Genomic DNA, 22,824 nt, shown 5'->3' with positions numbered 1-22,824 from the left:
GCTCACGCCCCCTCAGCCGACTTGCTGCGTTTGACGTGATCCAAGGCCAGTTCCAGCAGCAGACGGTCGATCGCCCGGGCTGATACGTGACGGTGGCGAGGATAATCGTAGTGGGTAAACCAGCCAGACACAGTGTCAAGCAGATAGCCTGTGAATCGCGTGAGGTCTCGGTGGGGGCGGCGGTGGGTTTCGGCGATCCTGCGGATAAACGCCATGCGTTCGTCAGCGGTCATCCGTTCCCGGGCGGTGCAGGGACGTTTGGTCATATGGTTTCCTGGTCGCACTCTCGAAAATCAAGGGGCGCCGTCTCGAATACACAATGGAGAGGAAAAAGCCCGGACAATCCGGGCTGTGCAACTTGGGCGCCGTCCTTCAACTGGGGCGGTCACCCGTTATTCAACCCTTACCTCTCAAGTATTGACCCGGTCTTGATTTTCTGCCGAAATCTCCTCTGCAAGCCGCGGAATTACTGGGTTTTCATCTTGCAGAAGGTTGCGCGAAGCCCCACGTTGTTCGGCTTCTTGGGCCATTTTCGCCGCGTCGACCTGGAAAGGCTGAACCGTCCGCATGGTCTTGTTGGTGAGGCGCAGCAAGCCAAAAGGCTGCATGTTTTTTGGGTAGCGCTGGCCGTGTTCGTTACGTATCGGGCGGAACAGACGGTAGTCGCCTTCCGCCAGTCCGCGATTATTGATATTTTTGCGCATGTTGCTGGCCGTCGGTCGGTTCGGCAGCATCACCATCAGCAAGTCCCCCACACTGGCCTGGTTGTAACGCAATGCCAGCGAGTCGTAGAGCAGGGTGGCGGGCTGGTGCTGGGCGCCGCGTACTGCGGCTACTTTGGTCAGGTTCTCAAAGGCGACGCTGTCGGGTTTGATTACTTGCATCGTCATCTCATTAGCATCCCAGCTCGGTTTGACGGAATTGTCCTTGATATTCATATTCGCCCCAAATTCATTATTTTGATTTGTACTTAAGTACTCTTTAAGCGTAGCTGCTGATCTCAAAAGTAGTGGTGTATAGGTGGCTGATTTTTTTGACTCGATACCTGTCCTGATGCTCAAAAACGCACTTCTCAGGGGGGGAGTCGGCAACAAATTCAGTTTGATTTGCTTGATTGAGGGGGCATCTGCTTCTGGGGGGAGCGTATTAACCCGCATTGATGAGTGCTTTTTTATGGATTTGCAGGGGCTATATTGCTGTATTTTGCCGTGGTTTCTTGGCAGGGTTTTATTTTAAAGAAATGTGATATTTTATAGTGGGTTGTACTATGTACGGATGGGATTTTAGGTTGGTTGAAAGTGGTCGAGTGGTCTGTACTAAGCGTTTATGGAAAAGTAGTGGTTAAAAGTTGTGGGTGGGGTGTATTGGTGTGCGATTACTATATTGTTTTTCATATATAGCGGTTTGAATTTTAGATGTCGCTAAATAATCTAGGCTGTATTGTGGATTGTATCTTTGTGCTGGTGTGGTTGTGCTTACATATTAATATGGTTGGCTGATTCTGTAATGTATCGGTTGTATCGAGGGGGAGGTGTACCAACGGAAAAGGGAGCGACACGAAATCCCGAATATGTGGGGATCGCCTTTTTTGTACCTTGGGTTGAGTCCCTCAAGAAACGGTCTGCTTATTTGGTTTGTCCGCGGAAAAATTAACAGCGCTAAGTCTGGATAGCGGCAGATACGACCCGTGAAGGAACGCGACAACCTGGATGGGTTGTTCGCCAAAGCATTGGCGAAAACTCACTAGTGCGACAAAAACACAAGGCAATTTCCAGATAGAGCCGGCCCCTGTGATAGCCGACCAAACCTTACCTAAGCCTCTCATATAAGTGGGTTAATTTATTTGAGAGGTGCGCTATCACAGGGTCTTAAACGTATATGGGAGAAAACCCATGGATATAGGCTATGCCCGTACCTCAACCATCGAGCAAGAGGCCGGCTTCGAGGCCCAACTGCGCGAGCTAGAGCGGTGCGGCTGTGAAAAGGTATTTAAGGAACAGGTGTCGTCCGTCGCTCAGCGTGCCCAGTTGGAAGCGGCCATTGAATTTGCCCGTGTAGGGGATACCTTCGTGGTCACTAAGCTCGACCGGCTGGCCCGCTCGATCACCGACTTGCTGCAGACCCTGCGCCGACTGGAGCTGAAGAAGGTTGAGGTCAAGATCCTCAATTTGGGGCTGGACACCAGCACGCCCACCGGCAAGCTGATTCTGACCGTGTTAGGGGGGATTGCCCAATTCGAGCGGGAGATGATGCTCGAACGCCAGCGCGAAGGAATCGCCAAGGCGAAGAAGGAGAACAAGTACAAGGGGCGCAAGCCGATCGCTGAGGAAAAACGCGCGGCCATCCTGCGCTTGGCCGACGAGGGCACGACGAAAGCGGCGATCGCCAAGCAACTCAACCTCGGGCAGGCCACTGTTTACCGTGAACTGGCGAACGCCCGCGCCCTGAGCGCCGAGTGCGCTGCCGCGCAATAGCTAGGAACACGATTATTTGTATTTTTCCGTGGAACCGAAACAACCCCCTACCACTGGAGGACGTATGAACCCCATCCCACTTTCCGTTCGCGCGTACCTTGCCGCGCAAGACTATGGAGGGTATATCGACGGCGTCGTGGCATTCGTCAAAGAGCGCGGCCTATGTCGTAGTTGAGAAGGTACCCTGCTGAATCGACCGGAACTGTTCTGCTGTTTGAGAGCGTCACCCCCTATGTCTAGCGTCCGGTTCTCCTCTGACCAGCAGCAGACCATGGTGCTGGTCCTCGACCACGTCCCTCCCGACAACATCGGCGCGCTGCCGACCAGCTCCGAGACCCTGTTGAGCAAGGCCCGACAGCCGGGCCTTGCTGTAACCCATCGCAGCCCAACCCCCGAGAGAGCTGCCATGACCAGCAACCATGTGGCCGTCATCGTCCAGCAGGGCGCCTGCAATCCGGTTCCGCTGATCCGCGCCCTGCACTAAGGCCTTGACGAATTCACAGCCGACGTCCAGCACCTTGACACCGAGTTGATCCTCGACGACCCGGCCTTGCGCCTGATTGTCCGCCAGTTGGCCTATCTGTTCCGCGTCGGCGAGTTCAACAGCCCGAGTGGTGTGGTAGCGGCAGGGCTGTTCGGTGCCATGGGCGGGATCATGGCCCTGATCTTCAAGCTGCTTCACTAAACCGGCGTAACTACACCTCCACCCGACACGGGAGGCCCCCATACCCTGGATGCCCGCCTGCCCAGTTTGAGCGGGAAATGATGCTGGAGTGGCAGTTCGAAGGGATCGACAAAGCGCAGAAGGTCAGCAAGTACAAGGGGCGTAAGCCAATCCATGAGGACAAACGCGCGCCATACTGCGCCTGGCGGGTGAGGGCGTGACTAAGGTCGAGATCGCCAAGCGCTCGGCGTCGGGTAGGCTACGGTTTACCGCGAACTGGCCCTTTACTGTACCGCAGTCCCTGACTAGGTCAGCCGTCCCGCTCACTTCTGAACTATGAAGGGGGCAATTCGGATTTTCTGCCGTGCCCAAGCCCCCCTCATACCTGTTGGAGGTCTCATGCCCACCCTCCATGACTAGTCCTGCCTCGCCGCCTACGGGGCGTCCTGCCCCTGATCGTCGATGCCGTCTACAGCCGCCGCTGTGCGACCTGAGTGAACCGGGGGGAGGGCACGCGGCTGACCGCCTACTTCGGCCTGCCGCACAGCGCCGAGGCGCGTCAAGTCTTTGCGCCGAACTGGAACAGCACGGTCGGCGACCGCCCGGCGATCAGCAGCATCCTGCTTAGCCACGCGGTGGTCAAGGAGGGCACAGACGTTGACCTTGAGTGAGCAATAAACGCGACGAAGCCCTAGCCGCACGCTAGGGCTGAAGCACGAACGAAACAACGGCCGACTGAAGGCTGGCCGAAGGTTCCTGATTGCCTGCAAGGATCTGGCAGGAAGGGCTCGGTTGCATCCGCAGGGCTGAATCTTGTGTCGCTACTTCTGGCTACTCTTTCTTATATATAAATAAATATTTAATAATTATTTATATATATTGGGTAGGGAGGCTGAAAAGGATAGAGTTTTCTAAATGAAAACAACTCTCATTGAAATGGCTCAAAAACTAAGTCCCTAAGTGTTCTTGTGTGACTTGGTGACTTGTTTTTCAGGAAAAATAATCGCGGGGTTCAAACGCTGATTTTTATAATTTTCAATTTAATCAATGACTTGTAGATATCAGGCGATTATCTGTTTCGCAAAAAGGTATTGCTATCGGTGCTACTGTCACTACCGTTTTGAGCAGTCGAAGAAATAGCAAGAAAATAATCACACCGGTAACAGCGGAATAGTCGGTGTAAAAGCGTAAAATTTAAAATTCAGTATTCGGTGGTGAAATCGATATCCAAGTTTTGTTGCCTTGTTTTTCTGGCAATAGCCACCATTGCGGCGTGGGTCGGCCATGGTTTGACCCTGGCCTGCGGCCTCGCCGAAGCACACCACGTCACCCATATGCTCGATCGAGAGCTACGGGGCTTCCGCGTTCTAGCGCCATTGTGCGGTGGAAGCAAATGGTCTGTGGCCGTTCACCTGGCCGACCTTCTTACGCCGATCAGTGTTGGTGTTGATCCCTTGCCGTAGACCTGAAAAAAGGGGTATGGCACTCGCACGAAGCTGGGGTCGGAGGTGGAGTATTGGATTTGATTGCTTGGAAAACCGGCATCGCAAGTCGGGCCGAGCAAATGGGCTGGCTTGAGCAGCACGGTTTAAAAGAAAAGCAGCCGGCACCATGTCCTGAAAGTCCTAATGTCCAACCGACCAGCCGCCCCATGTCGACTTGTTATGACTACACCGACGAGGACGGCGACGTTCTGTTTCAGGTTGTCCGCTTGGAACCAAAGAGCTTCTACCAGCGCGGCCCCGACGGAAAAGGCGGCTGGATGTCATCGGTAAAGGGCGTGCGTCAGGTTCCCTTCCACCGGCCGCAATTGCTGGATGCGCAATGGGATACGCCAGTGTTTGTCGTGGAGGGCGAGAAGGACGTAGTGCGCCTGGAATCGCTGGGGCTGGTAGCAATCTGCAACGCCGACTGCGCAGGCAAATGGCCTGATGCGCTCAACGAATCCTTCGCACGCCGCTGCGTAGTGATTCTGGCGGATAACGACGAACCGGGACACAAGCGCGCCGACAAGGTATGTCGGGCGCTGAGTCTGGCAGAGGCCGAAGTTCACGTGCTCTGCCTTCCAGGGCTGCTGCCGAAGGGCGACGTGTCCGACTGGTTGGACGCTGGCGGCACCGTCGAGCAATTGCTGCAAATGGTGGACGCTCTCAGCAATCACCAGCTCGAAGACGTCGATCCGACAGTCGAGGCCATGTACGTTCGACCTGAATCCATGCAGCCGATTTCGGCTCCGGTTTCGGGTGGAACGATCGATCAACTTGTGTGTGGCGAGCATTCCGCGCGGCTCCCGTCTGATGGCCTTGGCTTGGTTGATTGAATGCCTGCGCCCTGACCATCCCTGTTCCGCGTGTCTTCATTGAGCGAGCATCGGGATCGGTTAGCGAGATCTGTTTATGGGGTGTTTCGTTTAGCGGTACCTCGACTTCCATGAGTTCCTGCATCTTGGCTTTCAAGGCCGCGATCTTGTCAAGGAGGGGGTCGGCTTTGGCTTGGGCAACGGAAGGCTCCTGGCCGCCCACTGAGCGCGCTGGATGGCGATGTCATTACCCGCCCCTCTTGTAGCTCGTATCGGAGAAGGGGAGTGAGGCTCTAATACTGCGCAATTCAGCCCGCTAAGGGCTCACCGCTGTGGTTTCCATTGCGAGTCTTTTGTCATATTGGTTTGTTGGGCCAAGACATCGGAGAAGTGGGTGGTGATGTCATCCTCAATGGTTGACTGTTCATTCGTTTGCAGCTTCTTCGATAGCAACGACCTCAGTATCAGTATCGAAGTCATCGTCAGCCACGGTCGCTGACGCAGGTAGACGCTTAACCACTTTCACACCCAAGTCCACAAACTTGTCGACTGTTTTGGTCAGGCTGCCATGCGAGCCACTCAAGGTATTCATCCCATCGGCATAAGTTTTTTGAACTGTAGAGAGTTGATTTCCAAGCTTGTCCATCTTCTCTACGAACACCCGTAACTTGTCGTAGACACGGGTCGCCTGCTGCGCCAGCAGAAGTGTGCTTCGGTTTTGGCGCTGGATGGTCCACAGGTTTGAGATCACGCGCAGAACAGGCAACAGAGTCGTAGCGGTCACGATAGCGATCCGCTTTTCGTAGGCGTCCTGGAATACTGCTGGGCTATGTTCGGCCGCGACTAAGTACGCGGGTTCAACGGGTATAAACAGGAACACAAAGTCGGGAGAATCCATGTCCTTCAACTCCGGATATTTTTTGCCGGAGAGGTTGGTGATGTGTACTTTCAATGCCTGCACGTGCGCCGCAAGCGCCTTCGCACGAGCCTCATCCGTTTCTGATGAAACGTATTCGGTGTAGGCAACCAGCGACATCTTACTGTCGATGATGATGTGCTTGCCTTCCGGGAGCTGAATCACAAAATCCGGCCGATTATTTTCAGCATCGTCGTTTTTGAAGTTAGCCTCGCGCTGGTATTCAATGCCCTTGCGCAAGCCGGCTTGCTCGAGCAGCAGCTCAACCTTTTGTTCACCCCACGTACCCTGCAGCTTCTTGTCTCCCTTCAGTGCCCTGGTCAGATTTGAAGCTTCGGTGGTGATTTGAGCGTTGAGCTCCATCAACTTTCCTAGCTCCGTCTTCATCGAACTTTGCCCTTGGACGGTGTCGGTGTGTACCTGATCGACGCGCTGGCGGAATGATTCCAGCTGATCTTTGAAGGGCTTAAGAAGTGCATCCAGACCCTGTTGGCTTTGTTCGGTGAAGGTTTGCTGTTTAGTGTCGAAAATCTGTGTCGCCAGGTTCTGAAACTCTTGCTTGAGTTGCTCTTTGTTCTCTTGGAGCAGCCGTAGCTTGGCTTCTGCGGCCTCTTGGTCTTTGGCTCGGCCTGTATCAAGATGCGCCAGCGCAGTTTGCAAATCGCTGAGTTGGGCCTGCCGAGTCCGCAGTTCGCTATCCTGTTTTTCGATCTTGGCTCTGGCGTCCTCAAGGTTCTGTTTCTGCTCGGCGGCCTGACCAAGTAGTTCACTCTGGGTGGTCAGAATTTCTTGGGCCTTAACGAACCGATTGTCCAGCGCGTCGTAGGCAACTTTGAGCTCTGTCAGATGCTTAACCTGCTCCAAGGCTTGGCTCAGCTGTTCACGCAAGGTCGCATTTTGATTCTGCTGATCCCCAAGCTGAGTCGTCCCGTGCTCTATTTTCTGAGCCTGGGCGGACAGCTGTGTTGCCTTTTCCACGGTTCGAGTTTGTTCAGCCAGCAATTTTTCTTGCAGGCCACTTACCTGCGCAGTCAAAGCCTTCTCTAAGTCGGTTAACGCAGCCATACCACTTTCCAGTTGCTGGCTTTTGAGCTGGTGCGCGTTGATATCTTGGTTCAGTTGCTGTTCGCGCTGCAGGGCGAGTGCAAGATCGCCTTGAAGCTGTTGATGATCAGCCAGAGCATTCGCGTGCAGTTCGGCGTTGCGCTGGGCAGCCTTGGCGGCTGACAGTCGACTGCCGATCCAATACCCGATCAGCAGGAAAGCAAGGCTGGCAGCGACGATACATGCAAGCGTAATGGTGTCCTGGGGCATTGCGAAATCCTTTCGGAGGAGGGGCAAGAAGAATTCATTGAAGGCTAGATGATGGCACCGTAATGTCTAGCTATGAACTGTTAATAAAAAGCACCTGTTTCTACCTGTTTTAGCCAGCTCTAGGCGTTAGAGGGCTAGGAAAACTTGGGAGGCGCCCGAATACTTTATCTGTGTAAGTAACCAGCATTTGCACGTGTAGATAAGCAACATATCGTCGGGCTGGTGCAGTCCAGTAGCACTCATTTGATGCTGATTTGAGAGCTTTTTTTGGACGCCGCGTTTTTCAGAGGACGCACCTTAGACCACTTAATCCTTTACCGAGAAATCAGCCAAGGCTAATGTGATGGCGAAAAGGCATTACTCCAAGAAATGCACAGGGCGGGCACTAAAAAATAGCTATCTTTGAATCACACCCGCTGATTTTCTCGGATAACCGGTATAGGGAGTTCACCTTCAGTCCACGGAATGCAGCGATCGAATGAAGCCCATGCATATTTCGTGAGACTGAACCGTGCTAAACCTTTTTTTGAAGGCTGAAGCTCAAAACACAAAGACCCCTTCACCCGAGCATGTCGGCGCTAAGGGTCTCAATGGGCAATGGGTGAGATCCATAAGCTAGCAAGCGATAGTTCTGATTTCTTTCCCTTTATGCTGGACCTCACGGACGCACTGTCATGATGGAACTGCTAAAACACCTTTGGCCCAACTTCGCATCACTCACGCTAGGTACTACCGAAGCCTTGAGCGCCTGGTTTTGGATTGCCATGGCTACCATCGCCACGGGTTGTATCGTCTTCCTGCTGCGTGACTGGCTTAGATTCAAAGTGCGTATGAGTGCCTTAGGTAGCCTGCTGGAGGGGCAAAACCGCGAAAATTTGGCGTTGAACCGTCGGGAAACACTGCAAAAAGCTCTGGCATTAAAGTCGATGGGAATTGGGGCGCTCTGGCGCGAATTCGACGACAGCCTGGTCAGCTCCAGCGACCACAAACAGTTGTTTAACACGCTGGACGCCGAACAGTTTTTTAACCCCCGCACGCTCGCTTCAGGGCTAACTTCCAGCCGTTTGCTGGCCTCCCTACCTGGTTTCTTGGTAGGACTGGGTGTTTTGGCCACCTTCGTAGGGCTTACAATTGGTCTCTCGAAGCTGAAGCTCGACAGTCATGCAGGAGTGGAGCAACTGCGTTCTGGCATTGACGTAATGATCCAGGGCGCGGCAGTCGCTTTTATGACCTCTGTGTGGGGCGTATTCTTCAGTCTGCTGCTCAACTTTATCGAAAAGCTGGTCGAGCGCTTCGCGTTGGGCCAAATTCATGCTTTGCAGCATCGGATTGACTCTCTCTACCAGCTTATCCCCGCCGAACAATCGCTGGTGCATATTGCCGACTATAGTCGTGAGAGCAAGGAAGCCCTCCAAGAACTACACGAGCGCATTGGTGACCGCTTGCAGGAAAACCTTGCGGGTATGGGCGATGCGATGCAGCAAGCGATGACGGATGCGTTGAATAACATCATGGCACCAGCCATCCAGACCCTGATCAGCACCAGTAGCCAGCAGTCCACGCAAGTGCTGGAGAAACTGGTCGGCAACTTCATGTCTGGCATCACTTCGGCCGGCCGTGAGCAAGGTAATCTGATGCAGCAGGCTGCTGCCGATGTGAACGCAGCGGTGGGGGGCATGACCGCACGGCTCAATCAGTTGTCCCATACACTGAGCGACCAACAAACTCGACAATTGGAAGGCAGCCAGCAGCAAAACCGGCAGTTCGAAGAGCAACTGGGGCGTATCGCCTCCGCCGCTGAGCAAAGTCAGCAACAAACGGAAAGTCGCTTTAACGAGCTGATGACCGGCCTGACCAATCAGCTGAATAACCAGCTCGGCTCGGCACAACGCCGCGATGAAGAGCGCCAGGCGATGGTTGAGCGTCTGCTGGCCGAGGCGAGCGCCAGTCAGTCAGCGTTGTTGGATAGGGTCACCAACTCCAGCCGTGAACAACTGCAGGCGCTGTCTGATGCTGGTAACCAGCGGCACGACAACCTAGAGAAAGTATTCTCCCGCTTGGTGACAAACCTCAATTCTCATCTAGATTCGCAACTGGGCGCCGCAGAGCAGCGCGAACAGGAGCGCTCACTGCGTCAGGAGCATCAGCAGGCATCTGGCTTTGCTCAGCACCAACAGCAAGTGAGCGCTCTCGCCGAAGCCTCTGCCGCGCAGCAACGTGCACTGGAGGAGTCGGTTGGCAAGTTGCTGAACAATTTTGGCGAACAAATGGCCGGCCAGGGTCAGCAGTCCGAACAGCGTGAACAGTCGCGTCAGCTACGCTTCAACGAACAGTTGGAAAGCATGACGATGCAGCAACAGGAGCTGCTTAAGGGGATCGCCAGCGCAGTGCAGATTACCCAGCAGCAGAGCCGGCAGATGGCCGAACAGCACAAGCAACTCATGGGTGGGCTACAACAAGCGAGCGACGCTGCTTTCGCCAGTAGTCGGCACATGGACAGCAGTGCCAATCAACTTGGCCTGCTTTCCTCCAATGTTCGCCAAGCTGCCGAGTTGCTTGGTCAGCGCTTGGAAAGCGTGACACAACGAATCGAATCCGCAGGCACCCAAAATGCCCAACTGGCCACCCAGCTGAACATTCAGGCAGAGGTTCTCGCAAAGCTGCAGCAGGCCTTGCTCGACGGTGCGCAGCGTTTCGAACAGGCTGCGGGCGAGGCGCGTAATGGCTTTGGCGAGATGAGGAGCCATCAGCAAGAGTTTCTTACCGGTGTTCGTGGCGAGTTCACCGCATTGGGCGAGGCTTTACGCAAACAGGTGGAAGGTGTCGAGCAGCAAGCAGAGCAGTGGCTGCGCGCCTACGCTGGAGAGGTACGCCAGCAGGTGCATGAGCGAATGGATCAGTGGAACAAGGAAACCCTCAGCTTTGCGAACACGATGCACGCAGCCGTGCAAGCAATCAGTAATGTGGTCGATGAACTGGAGGCCCGTTGAAGCGCTGGCGCAAGTCCAATGAAGTCCCGATGGAGGATGAAGATCCTTACTGGAAGTCCTTCGTCGACATCATGTCGGCGCTTCTGGTGCTATTCATCCTCGCTTCAGTGGTGCTGATTCTTCAGTTGATGGAGAAAAGCGCGCAGTTCGATAAACAGGTTTCCCAACTGGAGCAGGCGGAGAAAGTCCGCCGCACTATTCTAGACGAAGCCGTGGAGGAACTGCGTAAGCGTGGAGTCAAGGTCCAGGTCACCGAGAATCATACCGTGTTGCGAATCCCCAACGAGTTGCTTGGTTTCGATACGGGCGCTTTCGAGATTCAACCGCGTTATCAACCGACAGCGATTGAGATTGGCAAAGTGATTGCTCAAGTCATCAATCGGGATGATCGGATCAATTATCTGGACACCATTTTCATCGAGGGTCATACCGATAATCGGCCATTCCCCGGTTTCATGGGTAAAGGCAACTGGGGGCTTTCGACGTTCCGCGCAATTTCGTTGTGGCAGTTCTGGAGCTCTCAACTGCCCGATACGCAACGCTTGGATCAGCTAAGCAACCAGGACGGTGAACCATTGTTTTCGGTCAGCGGCTATGCCGAGACCCGACCGGTGAGCAAGGATCAGGGAAGCGAAGAGAGCTATCGCTTAAACCGCCGCATCGACATCCGCTTTACCATCCGCCGCCCACAGAGCACAGAATATGAGGCACTCAAGACGCTTCTTGAGAACTCTCAACGATGAAGTTGCCACCCATCAACAACCATTCTGGTGAGTGGTCGCCAACGGTTATTGAGGGCTGGGGGCAGTTGGTAGAAAAAGCCAACCGGATGAAGACTAAAGTGGGCAGCAGCGATGCATTTGAGCGCACACTCGCCGCGCTTAGAGACATGGCTAGCACCGGGCGCTTTGATGGCTTACGAGAACTTCTCGGACGTCGGCTAGGAGCCCGAGCACTGACTTGGCTATGGTTGCATGACGGGGTAGTGGGTAAGCGATTGTTTAATGCAAGGATGCTCGATGTGCTGGTCGAATATCAGCAACCAAGGTTGAGTCGCTTGACTCTGATTCAACTGATTCAGTTATATTTTCGTTATTTTGACGGTCTGGATACGCACGACAATCACGGTGAAGACAGCTTGCGTAAGCGGCTTGAACTGCATTTGCTCGAGCAGATAAACCGTATTCCGAGTCGGCCAACGACCTTCGGAGCGGATCCCTTGATGACCTTGAACCGGGAGGGTGAATGGCTGTTAACGCTCGATGGTCCGGTGCAACTGATCAATAAGATACGCGACGAGGGGGGAGAGCTAACCGAGGCCTTCGAGAAGATGGGCTTGAGTGGTTTCGATGTCGGGCGCTACGGCGATATTTGTCGGGCGCATTACTACCTGGCAGTGCTGCGAGAGCTGTCGCCGGGAGAGTGGAGCGATGTGTTTGACGAGTTGCTTAAACCTGAGGTGAGCAAAGCACCGTACGAGGATGGTCGGCGCATTGGTCATGCTGCGCTAGAGATAATGATCGACCGCGCAGGCAGCGAGCCTGGAGATGCGTGGCAAAATTTCATCCTGAGCCTGGCTGGTGATCCACGTATTGCCAGCTCATCCAAAAATTTCCGTGAATGGTGGCAACCGCTGGGCGAGGAGCGCATTGGGAAGGTCCGTGGCTGGTTATCCAAAGAGGACCTGCGTCTATTCCTTCAGGCGGTCCAGCAGTACGGAGTGGAGTCTGGGAAGCAAGATCTGCAACGCATGTTTCCAGCTCGCAAGCTCTTTCTCGAAGGCCTGTACCGGCTGGGGTTGATTCGCCATACGCGATTGATGCTAGGTCGCCTTGCCAAGGAGTCAGTGCATCGCATCCTCGGCGAAGAAATGAAAACCGAGTTTGCTCGTATGGACGGCATCATGAACGACAAAGCCGTAATCTATTTGGATTGTGGCGATTTTCACCTGATCGAAGGTTCGCATAGCTTTAAGGTTTGGGTATACCTTGCTCAGCCGGGAACCTCATTGCAATCTTACGAACGTAATCATTTTACGCATTCAGACCTAATCTCTGGATTGCCTCAAAAGTATCGGGAAACGTACCCCTCCCTTCCATACGAAGCAATTGTTCACAATGGTACTTGGCAACGCAAGGTATTTGAGTTCCTCGCGAATAACGGTATCGGGCTGGAGTTGGAGCAGTTGCTAAGCAGGCAGGAGTACAGGTCATATTTGAGCAGATTCGGCATACCCGTTGTTAGACGCGAAAATGCACAGGTCCTGAAAACTAAGGGGCAATCTACCTGGGCAGCAGCCTCTACTTTTGTGCAGGCCGAAAGAGGCGTTGTTGCGCTAACGCGGCCTCAGCAAACGGGTTTGAATTCGGCGCCGAGACCTTCCCCACAGTCGGAGGAGCTGCACTCAAGTACCATTTCAGAATCTATCCAGCCTTTACCTGAAAGCTGGAATGATCCGCTGAAGGATCTTCTGAGCCACCTCGGTCCGTTTGAGCTAAACGTGCTGCGCTACTTCGCCACCAATCCCGGCGACAAGGTGCGTTATGCGGCCAATGTACTTACGGTCGAAGCACGCGAAATCAATCAGGTTCTATACGGTCGACTAAACGCTTTGTGCCAACAAACGGATAGTTTTGGTTGGTCGGTACGCGCAGATATCGCTGCTGCCTTAGACCGTTTGCCCGCTGGGGATTGAGAAACATGGGACTAGTCGAAATCTTCAAAAGCCTGCTGGGAGAAAGCAGCGCCAAGCTGAGTACACAGCAGGGTTTTATCTACTATGCAGATTCGGAAGGTCTAAATCTCTACCTGGATCGAAAGGTTTATGCAGATCTTGCCGAGGGACAGGGCAACGCGCTGCAGAAGATTCAGCTGGTGGTCCTGCGTATGCTCGAAGAGCAGGGAATTGCCTTACCACTTGCCAATGGCTTTCATCTTTCCGCGGAGGACGCGGCGGGCCTCGACGATGAACAGGCAGAAATTCTGCGTCTGCCGCGTCGCTTCAATATGGGGTTTGTCAGTCAGCTCAGCGGTCGAACTGGGAATAGCAGTTTCAAGGCACAGCTGTTGGTATCGTCCGACTCAGGCGAGGTGCCATTTACCCGCAAGGGGCCGTTGCTCTATTTGACCTTGAGTGAGGCCTACCGTCTTACACCTGCGGAACTGATGGGATTGATGGCTTGGGAGCATCACCTGAAGCTGCAGCCCGAGCAACGTGGGGAGTCTGCCAATCTGCGGCTAATGGCCGAACTCCAGACTGCAGCACGCAGTGGCATGCGCATCGACCTCAGCCACTTCGAGCGGTTGGAGGTGGTGGTGCCCGAAAATGTTGGCGTCGTCGCTACCCGCTTGCCTGATGGCAGCTTGATGCTCAGCCCCAGTCTAGGCGATGGCTCAACGCCTGATCAATTAGAGAAGCGCTGGTCACAGCTCGACATGGGCGCTGATGGGGGCGTGCTGCGCATCGATAATCGCGTGGTGCTCTTGGACCCGCAGAAAATGCAGGCAATCAAGGAGGTACTGGGTAACAAGCGTATTCCTGCCGACAAGGTTGCCGAGTTCATTGCAACGCCGAGTGCTTTTCTGGATGCCGCATTGGTCAATCTGGACCTAGGCTTTTCCATTCGTGTGGCCGGCATCGGCAAGCTCCAGCATATGGAGTTCGGCGAGCTTGATACCAAGAAGCAAGACTGGTTTAGTCTTGATACTCGCGCGGCTCCTGTCGAGATCATTTCCAAGTTGGTGCAGTCCGAGGAGGATCTGGTGCGATTCTCGGATGCTTACGCAGCAGCAAAACAGCAAGGTGCGGAGAGCCTGATCTTCGATGGGGAATTGGTGGATATCTCCAGCCCGGAGCGGGTGGAGGAACAATTAGCAAAAGCCAAGACGGCTTTCAGCATATCGAAGACCGAGACACCGGACGGTTCTGACGCGGCAGACGACATAAAAGAACGAGTCAGCGTCTTGTTGCACGATGCTAATAAAATAAAAAACGAGCTTTTGCGTATGGCTAGCCAGGCCAAGGCAGTTCGCGAACCAAACTGGGAAGCCTATGCACGCCAGCCGTTTCCACACCAGCGCGAGGGTATTGATTGGATGCTCGGGTTGTTGGCATCTGCGCTGCAGGCCGACCATGACGACCTTTATCGACTACAGGGCAGCCTACTGGCAGACGATATGGGGCTCGGCAAGACCTATATGTCCTTGGTTACGGTAGGTGAGTACTTGTCTGAACAAAAGGCTGCGGGTCGGCCACAGAAGCCAGTCTTGGTCGTGGCCCCGCTAAGCCTCTTGGAAAATTGGGAGGATGAAGTCAGTCATACCTTCAACGGCATTCCGTTCCGCGACATTGTCGTGTTGCAATCGGGGAGGGACCTGAGTCGTTTCCGAATCAAAGGTGCAGAGCGGGAATCCAGGCAGTTGGCCTCATTGATGGATGATGAGGGACAAATGGCTGATGACGCTCTTCGGTATGCATTGGCCATTGGTCCCGAATGCGGCGCTCATCGCCTGGACATGGATCGTCGACTGGTGCTGACAACCTATCAGTCTCTGCGTGATTACCAGTTCTCGTTGTGCCGAATTGATTGGGGCCTCGTTATCTTTGATGAGGCCCAGAACATTAAAAATCCCAATGCCGCGCAGACCCGCGCAGCCAAGGGCCTGAAGGCTGACTTCAAATTGCTTGCTACTGGCACGCCCGTGGAGAACAGCCTTGGGGATTTTTGGTGCTTGATGGATACAGCCCAACCTGGCTTATTGGGTGGCTGGAGAGAGTTTCGTGACACCTGGATCAAGCCAATATTGAATGCAGCCGATGATGACCGAGATGAGGTCAGACGTGATCTCGGCGGCAAGCTGCGCGATGCCGTCGGCGCGTTCATGTTGCGCCGGGTCAAGGAGGACCAATTAAGAGGGCTTCCTAGTAAAACGATTCACAGCGGCGTGCCCCAACCTGAAGATAGCCAGCTTAGTCATGATACCCAACTCGCGCAGTGCATGAGCGGAGCGCAACTGAGGGCATACGACGCCGTACTCGACAACTATCGCAGCCAGCGGGCCACGGAAGATATGCGTGGGCGCGCACTGGGCGTGCTGCAGAACCTTCGAGAGATTTCCCTGCATCCGTGGTTGCGGCAGGAGAGCCACTTGTTGGCAGGAAATGCCAAAGAAGCGCGTACGCGAATGTCGGAATCCGGGAAGTTGGTCGTTCTGTTAAACGTGTTAGATCGAATCAGTAAGCGGGAAGAGAAGGTGATCCTCTTCATGGTGACCAAACGCTTACAGCGCGTGGTGAAGCTTTGGCTAGACCAGATTTTTGATTTGAATATTTCGATCATCAACGGTGACACTGCAGCGGTACCCAAAAAATCTGATGTGCTGACTCGTAAGCAACTGATTGCTAAGTTTGAGGCGCAGGCTGGCTTTAACGTGCTGATCATGTCGCCGGTTGCCGCGGGTGTCGGCCTTACCGTAGTCGGAGCCAACCACGTTGTGCACGTGGAGCGCCACTGGAACCCTGCCAAGGAGGCTCAGGCTTCAGATCGGGTTTATCGAATAGGTCAGAAAAAGGAAGTCCACATCCATCTGCCCATCGCGCTTCACCCAAGGCATGACTCATTCGATGTCCATCTTGATCGTTTGCTGCGCGGAAAACTGATGCTTAAGGATGCGGTAGTCACACCAGAGATAGTGGGTGAAGTTGAGATGATTCAGTCTATGGGGTTGTAAATTGTGTAATTGCATTCACCAGACGCACTTTGCGTTGAGTAGATGGATGCGTTCAATTGATGGGCTGAAATACTTTGGTGGGCGGGGATGAAGTGGTTGTTTTACAAGGAGCGAGTAGTGAATGGGCGGGAAAATGCTAGGTAAGAGTCAACTGGGTTGGGTGGATTTTTCGGCCGATGATAGGGATCGGGTCAAGCATGCCCTCAAGCAGCTTTCAGAGCCTGGGACTTTGGATGAATTGGGTATAGGTGCTTTGCGCGATGGCTTTGCCGACCTAATGTTTCCGGGTTTTTCCACCATCCAGACCCGAGCTAAATACTTCATCACCGTGCCGCGTATCATTCGTGACTATTTGCAACTAAAACCGGCCCAGCAGCGCAAACAATCCCTTCAAAACTACCTGAAGGAGCAGGAAACCCAGCTGGCGAAACAGCTCAGAGATAGGCATCGGAACGACGGGCAGACTGGCATATCTGGTTTCTCGCAACAGGACGGTGAAAGTGTGTCGCGGCAACCCTCTTCGATTTACTGGGTCGGGTTGCGTACTTGGGGGCTGGTCAATACGCGTGGCTCTCTGAATCAATTCCTGCGCGCCATTCAGTCGCCAGAAGAACTACTCGGCAGCACGCAAGGCGATGAGTGCGACGATACGGATGCGCAGACGAACATCAGCCGCGTTCATCTCGACCGTTATTTTCCTCAATGGCGTGACGATGTGTGCATCCAGTTGACGAAGTTGGAGGCGCACTTCCTCAGCGAAAAGATTAAGGCCGGTCCGCTCTACAGTCTGCCCACCCAGTTTGAGCAGCAGGGGTTGCGGCAACAGGCTCTGGGGCAGGATAAGGCCAGCTTTCCCGCGCTTGCAGCCTGGGTGGCTGGCCGAAAGGAACTGCCCCAGATGACCCGGGATACGGTGCGCATGGCCCAAGCATTCAGTGAGTTGATCTACGGTGCTCACCTGCGTTTCAACATAATCCTTGCGCGAACAAATAAGCGTGATGATCTGCTGGAACAGTTCGAGAAGAGCTGGAGCGATTGGCGGGCTGAGATTCGGGCTGACCCCGACGACGTCCCACAGTGGTTGTCCAAGAGCCAGATAAAGCTGCATGAGCGTACGGAATTGTTCCTCAGATCCTGGAGCGAGGGGGTCGCTCGGTCCGCACCAGAGGCTGAGCTGGATGGGTTGGTCGAGAAACAAGCCAGAGCTAACAAAAATGAACGGTCGATCCTGAACAAACGCCTGCCCGAGAACTTCGAATGGCTGGGCATGAAGCGACTGGACTATCGCTGGTGGCAAGTGCGGACCATGTTGACGGATGTGCAGGAGGGGCTAGCATGCTGAGTCCGTATACAGATCGCCTCGACTATGGAGAGAAGCTGCAAGCCCCTGAGGGCTTCACGCTGAGCCACGGGCTGGCCACCACTTACTCCCTGGACTTGGAAACCCTGTTGTGTCTGCCTCTGGCCTTGTCGTTCAACAGCACGCTGGAGGGGGACCTCCAGGGAGAAAAGCTGGCGTTGCTCGAGGGTATCAGCCAGCTTAAGGGCAAGGTCAAAGTGTTTTTTCAGCAAGGCAATATCAAGCTCCCGAGTCAGTTCAATCTGCTGTTTTCCTTGCTTGAGCCGTACCTGGTGCCGAGAGTTCCAGGCGAAGCGTTCAGTTCGTTTCATCCCAAGATCTGGCTGCTGCGTTTTACCAATGAAGACAGGGAGGTGCGTTATCGCCTGCTGGTGCTGTCGCGCAATCTGACCTTCGATCGAAGCTGGGACCTTGCTGTAGCCCTGGAAGGTAACGTGTCCGGCGACAGCTCTCGGGAAAACGACGGGCTGCTGGAGTTGCTGCAAGAACTTGCTCCTCATGCGAAGGATTTCTCCGCGGCGTTCAATCGTTTCAAAAAAGAGCTGCCCACGGTCATCTGGCAAAAACCTCCGGGGTTCAGTGGACTGCGGACATTGCTGGGCCGACCCGAACAGGTGCCCCTAGAGTTCGGCGGCGGCACTGACACAGTTCTGGTGATGTCGCCCTTTATCCATTACGAAGCACTCGACATGCTTAAACAACGTGGGCAGCGGCACTGGTTGTTCAGCCGCGCCGAGGAGCTTGAGCGGATCGGCGCCGAGCGCCTGAACGGCTGGGATTGCTTTGCCCTCAACTCATGCCTGGTCAGCGGCGAAGACGAGTTGACCCGGGCCCGGGCGCAGAACCTGCATGCCAAGCTGGTGCTGCTGCAGAACGGCTCCACCAGCCATTGGCACATAGGCTCGGCCAACGCCACCAAGGCTGCACTCGGCGGGCTGCAATCGCCCCCGCGTAACACCGAGTTCATGCTACGGCTATCCAGTTCGGGCACGATGCAATCTGCGGAGCAGTTGAAAGTCGAACTAGTGGGAACCGAGCAGGAGCCCACCGGGATTTTTACTCCACATACATTTGGTTCCCTTCTACTTCAAGAGCCGCTAGCTACGGACAAGGCGCTGCGCGAACTGTTGCATCAGTTGATCAAGGCGGATTGGTGCATGCGGGCGACCACTGATGCGAACAACACCTTTACCTGCGTCATCGACTGCCCGCAGGAGTTGCTGGCGCTCTCTTCAAGTATTGAGGCGCAGCCCCTGGTGGCAGGCCAGTCCAGAGCGTTGGAGCCCCGGTTGGTCTGGGAGGGGCTCAGCCTGACCCAGATCAGTTCCTTCCTGATTCTGCGGGTCAAGTCGTCGCCGGATGTGGTGACCCAGTTGCTGATCAAGGTTCGCCTCGACATTGAGGGGGGGGATACCCGAGAGCAGAAAATCACCTCCAGCTTGATCGACAGCCCGCACAAGCTCTTGGCCTACATACAAATGCTGCTGCAGCCCGACCATGAACGAACCGAGTGGCCGACGGGAGGTGGGGGGGCACACGAGAATGTGGATGCGTTGCTCAGCCATATGCTAGGCGGGCCCATTCATGAGGCCCTACTGCGTTGCGCCGCTCGGCAACCTGAGAAGCTGCAGCGCATCGACGCCGTATTGGCGCATCTGCGGGAGATCGAGAACCTGATACCTAAGGAGCTCAGCACCCTATGGCTCCAGTACCAGAAATTCCCATGGAAGAAAAAAGCATGACCCGTTGCATCTCCGAGCGCGACCAGGCAAGCCTGGAGTTGAAGACCACCTTGGATGGGCTCAAGGACTTTCAGCGAGCCACCGTGACCCGTATCGCAGCGCTGTTCAAGGATCCGCAGCACAGTCGTCGGGTTCTGGTGGCCGATGAGGTCGGTCTGGGCAAGACCATCGTCGCCAAGGGACTAATCGCCACAATGTTGCTTGAATGGCGTGAACCTAGGCCTTTCCGGGTCACCTACATCTGCTCCAACCTGGCCCTGGCCACAGAAAATCGCAGCAAACTGGCAGTGTTTTCGGACCCGCACCAGCATACCTGGGTTCGTGAACCCTCGTTTTCGCGGTTGGCGGAGGTCGCCTTGCTGCCCGATGAAAAGGAGCAGGTCAATGCGCTGCTGGAGGTCTGCACTTTGACTCCCGGCACGTCATTTTCCCTGACCCGTGGCTCAGGTAACCGGCGCGAGCGGAGTATCATTTTCAGTGCCTTGTTGCAGCATCCGGAGATCAAGCCGCTGCGTCGCAAGCTGACGGACCTGTTTCGCGAGCACGTGCAAGATGCCGAGGGCTGGGAGTCCGACCTGGATGAGATTGAGGCCCGGGGCCTAGATCCGACGATAGTTGGCAGTTTTCATCAAGCGTTGTTGGCATCAGTGTCTGACGGCGGATCATCGATACTGGAGCAAGTGCGTAAGGCCGCAGGACAAAGGTCGGATAAACACAACGATGACAAGCGCAATTTATTGCGCCACCTACGGGTGCTGTTCGCCCGATCCTGCGCTGGGCATCTGCAGGCGAACCTGTTTATCCTCGACGAGTTTCAGCGCTTTGACAGTCTGCTTGACCAAAACGAAGAAAACGAGCACTCGCTAATCGCCCGGAAGATATTCAGCAAAAATCGTGGCTGTAATATCCTCCTGCTGTCGGCGACGCCGTTCAAAGCGATGAGCACTATCGCCGATGATGAGAATGATGATGGGCACTTGGTCAAGCTCAAGCAGATCCTCGAATTCCTCAACCTGTCGCCACTCGATGCCTACGAGCCGGCGCGTAAATCCCTTCAGTCCGAGTTGCTGCGCCTGCGTCAGGACAATGTCAAGGTGACGGACTTGTGTGACAGCCCCCGTCATGAGGTGGAAAGGCTTTTGCGCCCACTGATCTCCCGTACCGAACGCAGCCAGATCGCTGTCGACGTAGATTCACTGGTCAACGACAAACCTCTAGAGAGTGGACCTGAACTGCAGATAGGCGATATCAAGGCTTACGTGGAATTAGATCAGCTGGCCAGCATGCTTGAGAGCAACAGCCGGCTGCGCCTGTCACGGCAGATGATGGACTTTTTCAAATCGGCGGCTTGGCCGTTGTCCTTCAGCACCGGCTACAAATTGCAGGAGGTGTTGAAACGACAGTACGACCTGTCGGCGGAGGTATACAAGAGGGTCAATGGCAGTAAGAGCCTCTGGCTGCCCCGCGAGCGGGTCAGGAAATACAGGCTCAATGTCGCCCAGGAAGCGCCTAATCCACAGGTTCGTTGGCTGACCTCTTATCTATTTGGGGATGAGAAGAAACATGGGCCGGAAATGATGCTCTGGATTCCTCCCAGCAGGCCGCACTACCCGTTGTCGGGTTTCTTCGCTGGTCGTGAAGGATTCAGCAAAACCTTGTTGTTCTCCGCCTGGGCCATGGTTCCACGGATGATCAGTGGTTTGTTGAGCTATGAATCGGAACGGCGGGTGCAGCAGCATTCCACGGCCAAGGCCGAGTACTTCAGCAAAAGGCGCGGCGGACAAAGCCAGGACGAGTTGGACAAACAACACGAACAGCGTCGGGCGGTGGTCAAGTTGGACAGCGGCGACCTAGCCAACTGGTCGTTGATTTATCCGGGTAGAACCTTTATTGAGATGCCTATTGAGCGCACTCAGGGCTCACTGGAACAACGGATTCGCGAACTGACTGTCCGCATGAAACTGCTGCTCAAACCGCTGCGCTCCCGATACCGGGGGAGCCGCAATCAGAATCACTGGTATCTATTTGCTCCGATGCTACTTGATGAGGAATATCATCCTGGCTGGAGCCAGGACTGGTTCGCCAGAATGCGCCGCGTGTCTGGGTTGTCTGGGGGAGTTCGCCATCGTATCGAGGAAGTTGCCCAGCGCTTTGGTCAGTTGGACGAGCTCGGCGCAATGCCCGACGATCTGGCGGAATACCTTGCCTGGTTAGCAGTGGGTTCACCAGCTATCTGTGCCTATCGAGCTATGCAGCAAAACTACCCTGGCGATGTACAGCCGGACCACGCGAGCCGTGTCGCCATGGCGTTTGTCAGTCTGTTCAATGGTGTCGCCGGCAGTGCGGTCATCAAGCGCATCAACAACCCTCAGCATTGGCGGAGTATCGTCGAGTACTGTGCCCGGGGAGGGGTGCAGGCCATGCTGGAAGAGTATGTCTACATGCTGTCGGCAGCCAAAGGGGTGGAGATGGCCGTCGGAGCCATCGACAGCGTGCTGCGGACCACTCCCTCCAACGTGAAAGTCTGGAAAGCCGAGGACGCGGAAGACACCACTCATCTGCGATGTCATTACGCCGTGCAATTAGGCACGCAGAAAACCACTGACGAAGCCGGACAGGAGCGGGTCGTCAGCATTCGTGAAAGTTTCAATTCACCGTTTCGCCCCTTCGTTCTGGCCTCGACATCCATTGGCCAGGAGGGATTGGATTTCCATTGGTATTGCAGCGAAGTGGTGCACTGGAACCTGCCGAACAATCCGATCGACCTTGAACAGCGTGAGGGGCGCGTCAATCGCTTCCAGTCACTGGTGGTCAGGCGTCGAGTGGTGCAAGCCTTGTCCGGGGAGCCGAATGCTCCTGCGACCTGGACCGAACTGTTCCAGGCCGCGTCAGAGCGACCCAAGCAAACCGACCTGGTGCCCTATTGGCACTTTCCTGAGGGCGATGCGCAAATCCGCCGACTGATTCCAACTTTGGCCATGAGTCAGGAGTCTCAGCGCTATCCCCATATGCAGAAAATTCTCTCGCTCTACCGTCTGGCGTTTGGTCAGCCAGGGCAAAGCGAGTTACTTGAGCACCTGAAAAACCTCAACCTTGGGTCCGATGAACTGGCGCATTTGAAAAAGCGGCTGATGATTCAGTTGGCCCCCGTTCTGTACTTATCCAGTAATTAGGGACAAATCAACATTGGTTCGTACCTGAGCAACTCTTCTTAGAGTCCTGTCTGGGATGTCAGTCCGGTATGTCGTGGATTGGACAGACTTTCGTGGCGTTGAGAGCATCGCCCCAAGCTCTGCGAGTAGACATAAAAGGCCTGATCGATAAGACTCTCCGTC

Annotated in this window: 15 protein-coding genes and 1 pseudogene; 12 read left to right on the top strand and 4 right to left on the bottom strand. The window is 54.8% G+C overall.

The window, feature by feature from the left end; translation table 11 throughout:
• Positions 1–2 precede the first annotated feature (2 nt).
• Together KGB23_RS17390 and KGB23_RS17385 are read right to left on the bottom strand one after the other, a co-directional pair.
• The gene (locus KGB23_RS17390) at positions 3–266 is read right to left on the bottom strand and encodes a hypothetical protein (protein ID WP_223431961.1); all 264 of its coding nucleotides are present in this window, start codon (positions 264–266) and stop codon (positions 3–5) included.
• A gap of 144 nt (positions 267–410) precedes the next feature.
• Positions 411–1,157, bottom strand: coding sequence for a hypothetical protein (locus KGB23_RS17385; RefSeq protein ID WP_223431960.1), 747 nt, complete (start codon positions 1,155–1,157; stop codon positions 411–413).
• Between the two features lie 735 nt (positions 1,158–1,892).
• Here KGB23_RS17385 and KGB23_RS17380 point away from each other — a divergent pair.
• The 5 genes from KGB23_RS17380 (at position 1,893) to KGB23_RS17360 (ending at position 5,458) form a co-directional block, all read left to right on the top strand.
• On the top strand, positions 1,893–2,474 hold the full coding sequence (locus KGB23_RS17380; protein ID WP_223431959.1) for a recombinase family protein: 582 nt from the start codon (positions 1,893–1,895) through the stop codon (positions 2,472–2,474).
• 232 nt (positions 2,475–2,706) lie between these two features.
• Positions 2,707–2,958 carry a hypothetical protein gene (locus KGB23_RS17375; RefSeq protein ID WP_223431958.1) on the top strand — a complete coding sequence of 84 codons (252 nt, stop codon included), beginning with the start codon at positions 2,707–2,709 and terminating at the stop codon, positions 2,956–2,958.
• Between the two features lie 45 nt (positions 2,959–3,003).
• Positions 3,004–3,159, top strand: a complete 156-nt coding sequence (locus tag KGB23_RS17370; protein WP_223431957.1) for a hypothetical protein — start codon at positions 3,004–3,006, stop codon at positions 3,157–3,159.
• A 473-nt stretch (positions 3,160–3,632) separates the two neighbouring features.
• A complete protein-coding gene (locus KGB23_RS17365) occupies positions 3,633–3,809 on the top strand; it encodes a hypothetical protein (protein WP_223431956.1) in 177 nt (58 codons plus the stop codon).
• An 845-nt stretch (positions 3,810–4,654) separates the two neighbouring features.
• Complete coding sequence (locus tag KGB23_RS17360; protein ID WP_223431995.1) at positions 4,655–5,458, top strand: hypothetical protein; 804 nt, start codon at positions 4,655–4,657, stop codon at positions 5,456–5,458.
• On the opposite strand, the pseudogene KGB23_RS17355 reads toward KGB23_RS17360, so the two are convergent.
• Both KGB23_RS17355 and rmuC read right to left on the bottom strand, forming a co-directional pair.
• Positions 5,406–5,651: pseudogene (locus tag KGB23_RS17355) on the bottom strand (hypothetical protein); the annotation flags it as partial. The gene KGB23_RS17360 and the pseudogene KGB23_RS17355 overlap by 53 nt on opposite strands.
• Before the next feature lie 210 nt (positions 5,652–5,861).
• The gene (gene rmuC / locus KGB23_RS17350; protein WP_223431955.1) at positions 5,862–7,667 is read right to left on the bottom strand and encodes a DNA recombination protein RmuC; all 1,806 of its coding nucleotides are present in this window, start codon (positions 7,665–7,667) and stop codon (positions 5,862–5,864) included.
• Positions 7,668–8,341: 674 nt separating this feature from the next.
• Here rmuC and zorA point away from each other — a divergent pair.
• The 7 genes from zorA (at position 8,342) to KGB23_RS17315 (ending at position 22,662) form a co-directional block, all read left to right on the top strand.
• Entirely contained in the window at positions 8,342–10,657 is a 2,316-nt protein-coding gene (zorA, locus tag KGB23_RS17345; protein WP_223431954.1) for an anti-phage ZorAB system protein ZorA, read from the top strand.
• Between the two features lie 29 nt (positions 10,658–10,686).
• Positions 10,687–11,400: a flagellar motor protein MotB gene (locus tag KGB23_RS17340; protein WP_223431993.1), complete on the top strand. Its 714-nt coding sequence runs from the start codon at positions 10,687–10,689 to the stop codon at positions 11,398–11,400.
• Positions 11,397–13,352 carry an EH signature domain-containing protein gene (locus KGB23_RS17335; protein ID WP_223431953.1) on the top strand — a complete coding sequence of 652 codons (1,956 nt, stop codon included), beginning with the start codon at positions 11,397–11,399 and terminating at the stop codon, positions 13,350–13,352. Before KGB23_RS17340 ends, KGB23_RS17335 begins: the two co-directional genes overlap by 4 nt.
• Before the next feature lie 5 nt (positions 13,353–13,357).
• Positions 13,358–16,387: a DEAD/DEAH box helicase gene (locus KGB23_RS17330; protein WP_223431952.1), complete on the top strand. Its 3,030-nt coding sequence runs from the start codon at positions 13,358–13,360 to the stop codon at positions 16,385–16,387.
• Positions 16,388–16,508: 121 nt separating this feature from the next.
• Positions 16,509–17,729, top strand: coding sequence for a DUF6361 family protein (locus KGB23_RS17325; RefSeq protein ID WP_223431951.1), 1,221 nt, complete (start codon positions 16,509–16,511; stop codon positions 17,727–17,729).
• The gene (locus tag KGB23_RS17320) at positions 17,723–19,489 is read left to right on the top strand and encodes a hypothetical protein (RefSeq protein WP_223431950.1); all 1,767 of its coding nucleotides are present in this window, start codon (positions 17,723–17,725) and stop codon (positions 19,487–19,489) included. The genes KGB23_RS17325 and KGB23_RS17320 overlap by 7 nt, the downstream gene beginning before the upstream one ends.
• Positions 19,447–22,662: a DEAD/DEAH box helicase gene (locus tag KGB23_RS17315; protein WP_223431949.1), complete on the top strand. Its 3,216-nt coding sequence runs from the start codon at positions 19,447–19,449 to the stop codon at positions 22,660–22,662. Before KGB23_RS17320 ends, KGB23_RS17315 begins: the two co-directional genes overlap by 43 nt.
• Positions 22,663–22,824 lie beyond the last annotated feature (162 nt).

The sequence above is a fragment of the Pseudomonas sp. GL-B-26 genome (assembly GCF_019947405.1).
Classification (GTDB): Bacteria; Pseudomonadota; Gammaproteobacteria; order Pseudomonadales; family Pseudomonadaceae; genus Aquipseudomonas.
Note: the sequence above shows the minus strand (reverse complement) of the source record. Positions and strands in the feature narration are given on the sequence as shown.

What these genes read in the sequence shown, in the direction of transcription:
- KGB23_RS17335 (WP_223431953.1), top strand. Translation starts at nt 11,397, where the DNA reads ATGAAGTTGCCACCCATCAACAACCATTCTGGTGAGTGGTCGCCAACG.
- KGB23_RS17380 (WP_223431959.1), top strand. Translation starts at nt 1,893, where the DNA reads ATGGATATAGGCTATGCCCGTACCTCAACCATCGAGCAAGAGGCCGGC.
- KGB23_RS17325 (WP_223431951.1), top strand. Translation starts at nt 16,509, where the DNA reads ATGGGCGGGAAAATGCTAGGTAAGAGTCAACTGGGTTGGGTGGATTTT.
- KGB23_RS17320 (WP_223431950.1), top strand. Translation starts at nt 17,723, where the DNA reads ATGCTGAGTCCGTATACAGATCGCCTCGACTATGGAGAGAAGCTGCAA.
- KGB23_RS17375 (WP_223431958.1), top strand. Translation starts at nt 2,707, where the DNA reads ATGTCTAGCGTCCGGTTCTCCTCTGACCAGCAGCAGACCATGGTGCTG.
- KGB23_RS17340 (WP_223431993.1), top strand. Translation starts at nt 10,687, where the DNA reads ATGGAGGATGAAGATCCTTACTGGAAGTCCTTCGTCGACATCATGTCG.
- KGB23_RS17330 (WP_223431952.1), top strand. Translation starts at nt 13,358, where the DNA reads ATGGGACTAGTCGAAATCTTCAAAAGCCTGCTGGGAGAAAGCAGCGCC.
- KGB23_RS17315 (WP_223431949.1), top strand. Translation starts at nt 19,447, where the DNA reads ATGGCTCCAGTACCAGAAATTCCCATGGAAGAAAAAAGCATGACCCGT.
- KGB23_RS17385 (WP_223431960.1), bottom strand. Translation starts at nt 1,157, where the DNA reads ATGCGGGTTAATACGCTCCCCCCAGAAGCAGATGCCCCCTCAATCAAG.
- zorA (WP_223431954.1), top strand. Translation starts at nt 8,342, where the DNA reads ATGATGGAACTGCTAAAACACCTTTGGCCCAACTTCGCATCACTCACG.
- KGB23_RS17390 (WP_223431961.1), bottom strand. Translation starts at nt 266, where the DNA reads ATGACCAAACGTCCCTGCACCGCCCGGGAACGGATGACCGCTGACGAA.
- rmuC (WP_223431955.1), bottom strand. Translation starts at nt 7,667, where the DNA reads ATGCCCCAGGACACCATTACGCTTGCATGTATCGTCGCTGCCAGCCTT.